This window comes from Edaphobacter sp. HDX4 (assembly GCF_036877565.1).
GTDB lineage: Bacteria > Acidobacteriota > Terriglobia > Terriglobales > Acidobacteriaceae > Edaphobacter.
This window is the reverse complement of the sequence record NZ_JAEDXW010000021.1, coordinates 15,937-27,448: the sequence shown is the minus strand read 5'-3', so window position 1 is coordinate 27,448 and position 11,512 is coordinate 15,937. Positions and strand designations below refer to the sequence as shown.

Below are 11,512 nucleotides of genomic sequence, written 5' to 3'. Positions count from 1 at the left end.
CTAGATTGGGCGATCCCCATCGCCGCTTTTTTCCATCAGGCCGAGATCCTTCCCGATTCCAGCAGTGAGTGCAGCGAGACCTCTTCTAGAAAATTGATCTTCATCTTCACCGTGAGCACGTGTCCCAGATCGGTCGCATCCGCCACATTTCTCCGGCAGGTACATAGATCCGTTAGAGCCAGATGCGAGGATCGCGTCAGCTCAAGACCGGCCGCTACAATAGAACTGTAGAGTTCGAGGATCGACCGTAGCTGCACCTCAACACGAAGCTCAATCAGATTGGTCGTCAGCGCCCTCCGGTCCAGCACCCAGCCTCCACAGTCGGCAAGAGCAACCAGCAGGCCTGGCAGCACGTCAGCGCGTTCGTCATAGCTGAATCCCAAGATGTCGAGCGACTCCATGTGTCCCTTCAATCCTCGACCGTAGCAACAGGTCATACCCTCTCATCGGAATCAAATTGTTGTAGCGTGATGCCAGTCGCGGTACGGTGGTCATGTGACGATGGATTCGATCGGGACGGGACGATGATTGTTGGCGTAGGAACAGACATGATCGAGATCAGCCGAATCGAAGACAGCATCCAGAGATTCGGAGACCGCTTCCTGGACCGCATCTTCACCTCCGGAGAGATTCGTTACTGCCAGCAGAAGAAGAAGCACGCTGCCGAGAGCTTCGCAGCTCGGTTTGCCGCGAAGGAGGCCGGAGCCAAGGCTCTCGGAACCGGGATCAGTCGCGGCATCAGTTGGAAAGAGATCGAGGTTCGGCGAAGTCCCGGGGCACGACCGACGCTGCACCTTTCAGGGCGTGCCCTTGAGATCGCCGGTCAATTGGGGATAGGCCAGCTGTCGCTGAGCCTGACCCATGGCCGCGACCTGGCCTTTGCGGTTGTGGTGGCTGAGGATGGAGCCGCTTAATCCTTTATAATCAGCAGAGCCGTAACCCCCATGCTGGAGGTCCGGCGGCGTTCGATCCGGCTTATACCCTCTCGTCTCCAGGATGTGCCTGCATGGGGGATGGGACAGGCCGGAAACTCCCTGAATCTGTCCTGAGTCCCCGCTGGATTCCCGGAGGAACGTCATTGACGCCCCTCCAGACCTAAGCTATTCTAAAAGCTCGCGCAGTCTCGCGTCTGCACGTCTGCAGTCAGTTATCCGCAGTGAGCGGCGAGACATCGTGGTGGATCCACCCGGGGCGGACAGATAATTGCCCCCAAAGAACCCACACCTCAGGCCCCCGAACCAGGCTCTGTGCGCAATCCCAGGCGATCGATTTTTCGTGTTTGGGGAGATCTTCTCCTTTCGCGACTCCCAGTGTCTGGACACGATTTCCGGTTCACTCGAACTCAGTTTGAGTAACACGTTGTACAAGACTGTGCAGTACCCATCCGTTCCACGATTCTTCCGCACCACGCCGACCAAGGAAGACGGCAGAAGTAAGGAGTACTTAGACGATGTCCACCAGGATTCCGAGCGCAAAAGAGATTCAGCGCAAATGGTTTCTCCTCGATGCCAGCGGCAAGACGCTTGGCCGCCTCGCCACCCAGGCAGCAAATGTGCTGTCCGGCAAGCTCAACCCGCTCTACACGCCCTACATCGACACCGGCGATCATGTCGTGATCATCAACGCCGAGAAGATCGTTCTTACGGGCCTTAAGGCTGATCAGAAGCTCTATCGCCGCTACACCGGCTTCCCCGGTGGTCTTCGCGAAGAGTCCTTCATCAAGCTGTTGGAGCGCCGCCCCGAGGCAATCGTCGAGCAGGCAGTGAAGGGAATGTTGCCCAAGTCGAAGATGGGTCGCCAGATGGCTACCAAGCTGAAGGTCTACAAGGGCGACAAGCACCCGCACCTGGCCCAGAAGCCTGAGCCGCTCGAGGCAACCGCCTAGGCTTGCACCGCGTATGCGGTTTGGTCTTTGAAGTTTGGCTTTGAGTTAAGGGCATGGCTTTGAGCCTTGCCGGAAAAGTTCGAACGATACCAGAGGGCTTTTAGCCCCTGAGGTTCAAAAGGATTTAGAGGATATATGGCAGATCTCGTCCAGTACTATGGCACCGGCCGCCGCAAGAGCTCGATCGCGCGCGTCTTTCTGCGCCCGGGCAGCGGAAACTTTATCGTCAACAAGAAGGCCGTTGACGTTTACTTCGTCACAGCGCAGCAGCGCGCTGCCGCCAAGCGTTCGCTCGGCATTGAGAACATCGGCGAGACCTTCGACGTCATCACCACCGTTCGTGGTGGCGGAGTCATGGGTCAGGCTGACGCGGTCAAACTCGGCATCGCTCGCGCTCTGATGCAGTTCAACCCCGAGCTCCGCAAGGCGCTCAAGAGCGAAGGCCTCGTAACCCGTGATTCGCGCGCCAAGGAGCGCAAGAAGTACGGACAGAAGGGCGCTCGCGCACGGTTCCAGTTCTCGAAGCGATAAAAAGCTCTTCAGCGAAGGCTTTTGCCTTTTGCTCTTCGCTCTTTCGAGAACCCCAGTTTTGGCGGGAGCCTGATCGACTCGATCCGGCTCCCGTTCGCACCACCTGCAGGAAGTTCGTCGCCTGCAGCAAGGAGTCCAATCTCCCCTACGGGGGATAAATCCGGGTCCCCGGTCTGCGGCAACAAACGTCGCACTCCGTTCTGAGACCTTAACCAAGGAGATTCATTTGGCTACCATCACTATGAAAGAACTGCTCGAAGCTGGCGTTCACTTCGGGCATCAGACCAAGCGCTGGAACCCGAAGATGAAGGAATATATCTTCGGCGAGCGTAACGGAATCTACATCATCGACCTGCAGAAGACGCTCAAGATGTTCAAGGACGCGTCGAAGTTCGTCACCGATCTCACCTCGCAGGGCAAGCTCATCCTCTTCGTCGGAACCAAGCGTCAGGCGCAGGATGCGGTAGCTGAGGAAGCCAACCGCGCCGGTATGCCGTACATCAACTCGCGCTGGCTCGGCGGGCTGCTGACCAACTGGGTCACCGTGCAGAAGTCGGTCAAGCGCCTGCAGGAGCTCGACGACATGTCCACCGACGGTCGCTACGAGCTGCTCACCAAGAAGGAAGTCATCAAGCTCGAGCGTGAGCGCAAGCACCTCTCGACCAATCTTGCCGGCATCAAGAACATGAAGCGCCTGCCCGACGCCCTCTTCATCGTCGACTCGAACAACGAAGCCATCGCCGTCTCCGAGGCCCGTAAGCTCGGTATCCCGGTCGTCGCTGTGGTCGATACCAACTGCGATCCGACCGTGGTCGACTACGTCATCCCCGGCAACGACGACGCGCTGCGCGCGATCCGCCTGTTCACCACCAAGATCGCGGACTCCGCCTTCGAGGGTGTTCAGATGGTCTCCGAGCGAGCCTTCTCTGAAGAAGTGGCCGACGTGCAGCAGGCAGAAGTCGCCCCCGAGTTCGTTGGCGAGGAAAGCGAGCTGAACGAGGTTCAGGCCTCCATCTCCGCTGCCGACGCCGACGAGGACGAAAACGTCGATCTCGCTGCCGTTCTTGGCGGCAACATCCGCAAGGCGCCCGCCGCTGCCTCCGCCGACGAGCCTGACACGGCCGTCGCCGAGACCGGAGCCTAAACCCCGCAGTTGGTCGGTTTCAAGCCGCGCGTTTGCAGTGCTGTAACCGCCATCTGGAATCATCAAGGGGGCGCGGGTCCATTGAGCCCGCGCCCCCTCTTTCTGAATCACGCTGTACACCACGAAGGGAACAATCAATGTCTGAGACTGCCGTAAAAGTTGATGCAAAACTCGTCAAGGAACTCCGCGAGAAGTCCGGCGCCCCAATGGGCGACTGCCTCAAGGCACTGCAGGAGGCCAAGGGCGACATGGAGGAGGCGTTCGTCGTTCTCCGCAAGCGCGGTATGGCATCGGCCGCCAAGAAGGCCTCGCGCACCACGAACGAGGGTTCTGTCGGAACCTACATCCATGCAGGCGGAAAGATCGGCGTTCTGGTCGAGCTGAACTGCGAGTCTGACTTCGTCGCCCGCACCCCTGACTTCCAGGAGCTGCTCCGCGATATCGCCATGCACATCGCCGCTGCCGATCCGCGCTATGTTCGCCGCGAGGACGTCACCCCTGAGGACATCGAGCGCGAGAAGGAGATCTACCGCGCCCAGGCTGCCTCGTCCGGAAAGCCGGCCAACATCATCGAGAAGATGCTCGAGGGCAAGATGGGCAAGTTCTACGAAGAGGTCTGCCTGCTCGACCAGCCCTTCATCAAAGACCAGGCCCAGACCATCGCGCAGATCATCTCCACCCGCGTCGCCAAGCTCGGCGAGAACATCTCGGTCCGCCGCTTCGCGCGCTTCAAGGTAGGCGATCCAAACTGGACCGTGGCCACCACCGCACCCAGCGCGACAGAAGAGGCATCCGCCTAACCGTTATCACAGCAACAAGCACAAAAGCCCGGACTATAGTCCGGGCTTTTGTATTGCGCCTTCATCGCTGTCTGTTTTCTGGCGCTTCTGTGCGAATATTCTCCGCATGAGCGTTTCGGTCCACGCGGCGCGAATCTTCTTCACCTGGACGATGCTCATCTCGGCCGCTGCCGCACAGGACCTTGAACCTCGTGCCTATTCCGCGTCACCCATCGGCACAAACTTCGTTGGCATCGGATTCGGCCGGTCAAGCGGAGATATCGCTGCCGATCCCACACTTCCCATCGCGAACGCAAACGCCACCCTCTACATGCCTGCTCTCGGACTGGGGCACACCTTCGGGATATTCGGCAAGCAGGCACTGTTCGCCGCCACGCTCCCATACGCCTGGGGCAACGCCTCCGGCGACGTCGGAGATCAGCGACGTAGCGTCTCCCCATCAGGCCTCGCAGATGTGAGAACTCGCCTCTCTGTCAATCTTCGAGGCAGTCCCGCGATGACGATGGCGGAATTCGCGCGCCGTCCGCATCGACGCTTCATCATCGGCACCAGTCTGACCATGACCTCTCCGTCAGGACAGTACAACAATGCCAAGCTGATCAATCTCGGAACCAATCGCTGGTCCTTCAAACCGGAGATCGGAATCTCCTACCCGATCAAAAAAGTTGATCTCGATTTCTATGCAGCAGCCTGGTTCTTTACGCCCAATGAAAGCTTCTATCCCGGACACTCCCGCCGGTCGCAGGATCCTCTCCCGGCACTTCAGGGACACGCGAGTTACACCATTCGCCGTGGCCTCTGGGCGGCAATCGACGGTACATGGTATACCGGAGGCGCAGCAACCGTTAACGGCGGAGTTCCAACCCAAAGGCAGAACAGCTCCCGTCTGGGCGCAACCTTCTCCTATCCCTTCGCCAAAGGACATTCCTTCAAAGTCAGCTATAGCTCGGGCGTGACTGGCAACGTCGGATCGAAGTTCAAAACCATCTCCGGCGGGTGGCAGTATGTTTGGTTCGGTCACCCCTGATTGCCATTTCCAAATCCCTCTCTCTGGCACATGTATGTTTGCAAACCATTGCCCATCGACACTTTAACTCCGCTTCTGTATAAAGCCGCTGAAACATTTTGGCCTCTGGCCGGTTCACCAGTATTCTGACCGGCTGTCTTTCAGTTTGAGGAAAGGTTGTACTCGCTGCGATGACTGCCACGATTGAGACGCGTCCCGGCTCATTTCTTTTCCGCGCATTTTTCTCTATCGTCGATAGCGAAGGAAAGTGAATATGAGCCGGACTGCGAAGTTGCTTCTGGGAGTATGGTTCCTGATCACACTAGGTCTTCTAGGTTACGGGCTGTTTGTCGCACTCTATGCCTCGCCGCCCGACGCTCAACAGGGCAACATGATCCGCGCCTTCTACTACCACTTCCCCAATTGGATCGGCGCAGGGATCTTCCTCCCTCTCAACCTGCTCGCTTCCATTGCATATCTCACGTTTCGCAATCGGAACAGCGTGCTCGCCACAAAGGCCGACGCCCTCGCACTAGCGACAGCCGAGATGGGTGTTCTTTACTGCACCCTCGGAATGGTCACGGGCTCACTGTGGGGCCGCGAGGAGTGGGGTATCTGGTGGACGTGGGACGCGCGATTGACCACGACCCTGATGTTGGCGCTGATCTATGTCGCCTATCTCATGACCCGCCACCTCTTCGCCGGAAGCTCCCGCGCCACGATCTGCGCTGTCCTCGCGATCTTCGGCTTCGCGGACATGCCCATCGTCTACATGTCGACCCAGTGGTGGCGAACCCAGCATCCAGCTCCCGTCTTCGGAGGTGGCGAGGGCTCCGGCGTCGCAGGCAGCATCCTTAAGCCAACCCTGTGGAACGTCGCCGCATGGGTCGCGTGGGGTATTCTCATCGTCGCGATCCGCTACCTGGCCGAGTTGAGGACACAGCTGCGGCAGCAACAAGAGGCCACGCGTCTCATCGAGAGCTCCCCTCTCGAGGAAAGCTCCCATGTTTAATCCCATCATCCCTTTCGATCCCGCTATTGATACCCCTCTTGGACACCGGAATCTGGTGCTGATCTACTCAGTTGTCTGGCTGGCTCAACTTGCATACGGCGCCTATACCGTCCGCCGTTGGATCAAAAGCGGTAAAGGCGACTGAGGCTGTAGCGAGCTCGCCTGAAACAACCCATTTCCCTTCTTCCGCCACTAATTAAAAATATGAAAAGCTTCCGCGCAGTATCGTCGCTCATCCCATCCTTAGCCCTTGCGATGATCATGTCGCCAGTCATGTCCACCGCTCAGACCGCCAAGCAGGACGCAAAGGACGCCGGTCACGAGACCAAGAATGCGGCGAAGGACACCGGGCACGCCGTCAAAAAAGGCACCGTCAAGGCGGCCGACAAGACCAAGAGTGGCACCGACACAGCTGTCGATAAGACCAAGGAAGGCGGAACCGTCGCCGCCCACAAGACCAAGGAGACATCGGTCAAGGCCTACGACCGCAGCAAAGAGGGTGTCCAGAAGGTCGTAGATCCCGACGCCGAGAAGAAGACCAAGGCAAAAGATCGCACACGCGAGACCAAGATGGAGTCTAAGGACAACGCCAAGCGCGCCAAGCAGAAGGCTGAAGACGCGCAGCCCCAGTAGATCCTCTGCTCCTGATTCATGCGGCGAACCCGCCTGCGATCAGTAGACCCTGGCTTTCCTCAGACACATCCCGAAGGCAGAGAGCATCAGCTCTCTGCCTTTCGTTTCTCTCCTTGCGCACCAATGCATCTCAGGTATCTCTGAACCCTTACCGATGGATCTCTTCGAATGAACAGCAGCAGCCCCTCCGCCTCCGTCAAAGCCTCAACCTCACTCTCCAGCCGCCCCAAGGTACGCAGAGCTCGAAAGTCCTCCGGAGACCACCATCGCGGGAGAACCGGTAACGACGCTCTTACCATTCCCTGGGCGCGCATCGCCCGCGAAGCTCGCGACCGATTCAATATCACCCGCTTTCGCCCGGGTCAGCGCGAGATCATGGAGGCCGTCTTTCGCGACCGCAACACGCTCGGCCTCATGCCTACCGGCTCTGGCAAGTCCCTCACCTATCAGCTTCCCGCTCTTTTGCTTCCGCACCCCGTCATCGTCGTCTCTCCCCTCATCTCTCTCATGCAGGATCAGCAGCAGAAGGCCGAGCAGGCCGAGATCGTCGTCGAAAAGCTTGACTCCACCCTCACCTCTTCGCAGGCAGCGCAGGCCGCCGAGATGATCGACGAGGGCATCCCCCAGCTCATCTACGTTACGCCCGAGCGACTTGAGGATCGCGACTTCCTCCACTCTCTCAACAACGCCGGCGGCATCAGCCTGCTCGTCGTCGACGAGGCTCACTGCATTCCGCAATGGGGACATGACTTCCGTCCTGCCTACCTCAACATCGGCGAGGCGCGCAAAGTCCTCGGCGACCCACCCGTGCTCGCCCTCACCGCCACAGCCACACAGTCCGTCATCGATGAGATCCTGAGCAACCTCCGCATACCCGACGCGCTCGTCATCAACGAGGGGACGGAGCGCGAAAATCTCTCTCTCGCCGTCATCCCTACCGTCAACAATGAAGCCAAGCTCGCCCGCATCCTGTCGATGGTGGGCGAAGAACAAGGCTCCGGCATCATCTACACCGCCAGCGTCCGCAGCGCCAACGAGTTGTTCGACTACCTCAAAGAGCGCGATATCTCCGTCGCTCGTTATCACGGCAAGATGCCCACACGCGAGCGCGAACGCCTGCAGGCAGAGTTCATGCGCGGCGATCACAAGGTCATGATCGCTACGAAGGCCTTCGGCCTCGGAATCGACAAGCCCGACATCCGCTTCGTCTTTCACTTCGAGTTCCCCGACTCTCTCGAGACCTACTTTCAGGAGGCGGGTCGCGCCGGGCGCGATGGCCTTCCCAGCCGCGCCGTCCTCCTCTACCGGCTTGAGGACAAGCGCATCCAGAGCTACTTCCTCTCCGGCCGCTATCCTCATCTAGCGGAGCTTCGTTCCGTAATGGAAGCTCTACCGTCGCGCCACGGCAACGACTCTTCGCAAGCTCCTCACCAGCCTCTCAGCGTCGCCGCCATCTCTGAGGCGAGCGGGGTTGGCCAGCGTCGAACCCAGGTCATCCTTCATCTTCTCGGCGAAGCCGGTCTCGTTCGTCATTCGCGTCGCGGCTACCTCGGCAATGCAGCGGAGCCACCCTCCGATACCGCGCTCGAAGATCTTCTCCGCAGCTACGAAGAACGCGCAGTTAACGACAAAGACCGTCTCGCCATCATGATGCACTACGCCGAGACGGTTGACTGTCGTACCCAGACCATCCGTCGCTATTTCGCAGATCCGGAGGGAGAGCCCTGCAAGCGATGTGACAACTGCCACCGCAATCTCCAGACATCTTCTACGGCAACTCGCTCCAGCACTCCCAGCGAAGCCGCAGAGACGCAGTCACAACCGGCAAAGCAGATCACCGAAATCGAGACCAAATTCGGGACCATCGTCACCACAGCACCCGAGACTCTTCCCACGCCCCAGGCTCCTCCCCGCTTTCATCCAGGAGAGACCGTGCGGCACCGTCGCTTCGGCACAGGCACAGTGATCGACATTCACCAGGACGACGTTCTGGTCCAGTTCGCAAAGGCCGGAAAAAAGCGCATCCGCACCAGCTTCCTCTCTGCTGCACGCTGAATCTCTCCGCGCCGATATCCGCTTGCCGGCCTACCGTCGCGGGGAGTAGATTCTCTCTGACGCCAGCGCTGCTCTCCGGCAGCGTCCAGTGCTTTAGCCTCCCGGTTCACGAACTCTCATCGCAGCACCTCCTACCTGCGCATGGCGTCCGGCCCCAATGTCAGTCTTGGAAGGCACCCCATGAGCACCCACCCAAAAATCTGTTTCGACCGCATCGTTCCTCCTGAGCAGCAGCCCGACGGGGGCAAAGCCCACCACGCCGCTATGTCTGCGTTCACTGCCGCAGTCGGCAAGCACCTCGAAGCCAAAGGCCAGCCCACCGGAGCCCACATCACCAACCGGGAGACCTTCGGCGCTCGTCCGGATCTGGACGCCAACGAGATCGTGCACCGCACACGCATGGCGCTCATCAACCTCAAAAAGTGGGATAACGGCCATACCCTGCGCTGTCGCTTTCTCGATGGCTCTCCCACGCAGCGATCCAAGGTCCAGCAGAAAGCCAAGCTGTGGGAGAAGTATGCCAACGTCAAGGTCAACTTCGGCAACGATCCAGACGCGGAGATCCGCATCTCCTTCAAAGCCGACCCCGGCTCCTGGTCTGCTGTAGGGAAGGACTGCCTCGTCACCGGCTACTTTCCGAAAGACCAGCCCACCATGAACTACGGCTGGCTCACCGACATCACCGACGACCAGGAGTATGAGCGTGTCGTCGTGCACGAGTTCGGCCACGCCCTCGGTTGCATCCACGAGCACCAGAGCCCGAAGGAAGACCTCAAGTGGAACATCGATGCCGTCTACAAGGCCTTCTCCGGTCCGCCCAACAACTGGAGCAAGGCCGACATCGACTCCAACATCCTTGAGAAGTACTCACCCAAAGGGATCAGCGCCACGATGTTCGATCCGAAATCCATCATGCTCTACCAGTTCGATGCTTCCCTCTTCACCGACCACAAAGGAACTCAGCTCAATACAGCACTCTCGAAGAGCGATAAGAAGATGATCTCCGAGATGTACCCGAAGACATAATTCCACCTGCGGCAGACCGTTCTAAGGCTCGGGAACGAACTTACGAAAGGCGCTTCCGGGCCTCCGGTACACGACCACTCGAGGCCTGACTGTCTAGTCTGGACTGGAGGTGTCACCCTGAGCGAAAGCCCTCTCGCAGCTTTATGGCGAGGAGCGCAGTCGAAGGATCTGCAGTTCGCTCGCACATGTCCTCCACATTCCAGGACAATCGCACGTGGCGTATAGGTAGATCTGCCTTCCGGAGAAAACTTTATGCTCTGGACCAGCACCTACGCCCTGCTTCCCATCGCAGGATTTCTGGTGGCGGCGCTGATCCTGTTGCTCCTGGGAGCCTTGGTCACGATGAAGCAGGACATTTAAGACTCTGGTTCTGTCAAGGAGCAGATGGAAGGATCTCTTTCAGAATGAGCGGCTTAGCAGTGCCGATTTGTTCTCGCCCTCTTGTTACCCTAAATGTAGCTGGAAAAAGAAAGTGAGTTGAGTAATAACTACGGAAGTATCTGGCAACTAAGCCCCGCATTATGAATATTTTACAGGTAAATACCTTACTTTCAATATTTTACGAAAGAGGTCCAAGGCTAAGTCCTTTCGTTGGAAGATATTGCACAAATTTGTATGGGAGGTGTGGCCGTGGACGGATGAGCCAGCGGCAGCCATGATGCGTGCTTCCTTGGCGTCATCCCCAGCATGCGATACTTGAGTCTGACATGTACAAAAGAGTCCTCCTCAAAATCTCAGGAGAAGCTCTGGCCGCCGGCCGGGGCTTCGGTATCGATGCGGTCTTTATCCACAAAGTAGCCGAAGAGATAGCAGCCGTACACGCTCTCGGCTGTCAGATCGGGATCGTCGTCGGAGGAGGAAACTTCTTCCGCGGAGTCGCCCAGCAGGCCATCGACATGGATCGCGTCGCCGCCGACCACATGGGAATGCTGTCGACCGTCATCAACGCAATCGCCCTGCAGGACGCCATCGAAAAGCGCGGAATCTTCTGTCGCGTGATGAGCGCCATCGAGATGCACCAGGTCAGCGAGCCCTATATTCGCCGTCGCGCCATCCGCCACTTTGAGAAAGGCCGCATCGTCGTCTTCGCCGCCGGAACCGGAAACCCATATTTCTCGACCGATACTGCTGCCGCCCTGCGCGCCATGGAGATCAGGGCAGACATTCTTTTGAAGGCCACCTCGGTCGACGGCATCTACACAGCCGATCCTAAAAAAGATCCTGAAGCGACCCGCTTCGAACAGATCACCTATAACGACATTCTTCGCCGCAACCTGGGCGTGATGGATACGACCGCCGTCTCGCTATGCCGCGACAACAACATGCCGATGATGGTCTTCAGCATGCGCGAGCAGGGCAATATCGTGAAGGTTGTCTCCGGAGAAAAGATCGGTTCCCTGGTCACGGCCTGAGGCCAGCT

General features: G+C 58.6%; 13 protein-coding genes. 12 read left to right on the top strand and 1 reads right to left on the bottom strand.

Annotated features, from left to right (window positions below):
• Positions 1-35: 35 nt before the first annotated feature.
• Positions 36-437: a hypothetical protein gene (locus JAO29_RS18035; protein ID WP_334269653.1), complete on the bottom strand. Its 402-nt coding sequence runs from the start codon at positions 435-437 to the stop codon at positions 36-38.
• A gap of 87 nt (positions 438-524) precedes the next feature.
• On the opposite strand from JAO29_RS18035, the gene acpS reads away from it, so the two are divergent.
• The 12 genes from acpS (at position 525) to pyrH (ending at position 11,504) form a co-directional block, all read left to right on the top strand.
• On the top strand, positions 525-914 hold the full coding sequence (acpS, locus tag JAO29_RS18030; RefSeq protein WP_334269652.1) for a holo-ACP synthase: 390 nt from the start codon (positions 525-527) through the stop codon (positions 912-914).
• Between the two features lie 536 nt (positions 915-1,450).
• Positions 1,451-1,885, top strand: a complete 435-nt coding sequence (gene rplM / locus JAO29_RS18025) for a 50S ribosomal protein L13 (protein ID WP_334269651.1) — start codon at positions 1,451-1,453, stop codon at positions 1,883-1,885.
• Between the two features lie 135 nt (positions 1,886-2,020).
• The gene (gene rpsI, locus JAO29_RS18020; RefSeq protein WP_334269650.1) at positions 2,021-2,416 is read left to right on the top strand and encodes a 30S ribosomal protein S9; all 396 of its coding nucleotides are present in this window, start codon (positions 2,021-2,023) and stop codon (positions 2,414-2,416) included.
• A gap of 226 nt (positions 2,417-2,642) precedes the next feature.
• A complete protein-coding gene (rpsB, locus tag JAO29_RS18015) occupies positions 2,643-3,560 on the top strand; it encodes a 30S ribosomal protein S2 (RefSeq protein WP_334269649.1) in 918 nt (305 codons plus the stop codon).
• Between the two features lie 137 nt (positions 3,561-3,697).
• Positions 3,698-4,360 carry a translation elongation factor Ts gene (gene tsf / locus JAO29_RS18010; protein WP_334269648.1) on the top strand — a complete coding sequence of 221 codons (663 nt, stop codon included), beginning with the start codon at positions 3,698-3,700 and terminating at the stop codon, positions 4,358-4,360.
• A 106-nt stretch (positions 4,361-4,466) separates the two neighbouring features.
• Positions 4,467-5,387, top strand: a complete 921-nt coding sequence (locus JAO29_RS18005; RefSeq protein WP_334269647.1) for a transporter — start codon at positions 4,467-4,469, stop codon at positions 5,385-5,387.
• 253 nt (positions 5,388-5,640) lie between these two features.
• Positions 5,641-6,378 carry a cytochrome c biogenesis protein CcsA gene (ccsA, locus tag JAO29_RS18000; protein WP_334269646.1) on the top strand — a complete coding sequence of 246 codons (738 nt, stop codon included), beginning with the start codon at positions 5,641-5,643 and terminating at the stop codon, positions 6,376-6,378.
• A complete protein-coding gene (locus tag JAO29_RS17995; RefSeq protein WP_334269645.1) occupies positions 6,371-6,523 on the top strand; it encodes a hypothetical protein in 153 nt (50 codons plus the stop codon). The genes ccsA and JAO29_RS17995 overlap by 8 nt, the downstream gene beginning before the upstream one ends.
• Positions 6,524-6,639: 116 nt before the next feature.
• A complete protein-coding gene (locus JAO29_RS17990; protein WP_334269644.1) occupies positions 6,640-7,011 on the top strand; it encodes a hypothetical protein in 372 nt (123 codons plus the stop codon).
• A gap of 168 nt (positions 7,012-7,179) precedes the next feature.
• Positions 7,180-9,066, top strand: coding sequence for a RecQ family ATP-dependent DNA helicase (locus JAO29_RS17985; RefSeq protein ID WP_334269643.1), 1,887 nt, complete (start codon positions 7,180-7,182; stop codon positions 9,064-9,066).
• Positions 9,067-9,246: 180 nt separating this feature from the next.
• The gene (locus tag JAO29_RS17980) at positions 9,247-10,092 is read left to right on the top strand and encodes a M12 family metallopeptidase (RefSeq protein WP_334269642.1); all 846 of its coding nucleotides are present in this window, start codon (positions 9,247-9,249) and stop codon (positions 10,090-10,092) included.
• 707 nt (positions 10,093-10,799) lie between these two features.
• Positions 10,800-11,504 (top strand): UMP kinase, encoded by a 705-nt coding sequence (pyrH, locus tag JAO29_RS17975; RefSeq protein ID WP_334269641.1) that lies wholly within the window; start codon positions 10,800-10,802, stop codon positions 11,502-11,504.
• Positions 11,505-11,512: the final 8 nt, after the last annotated feature.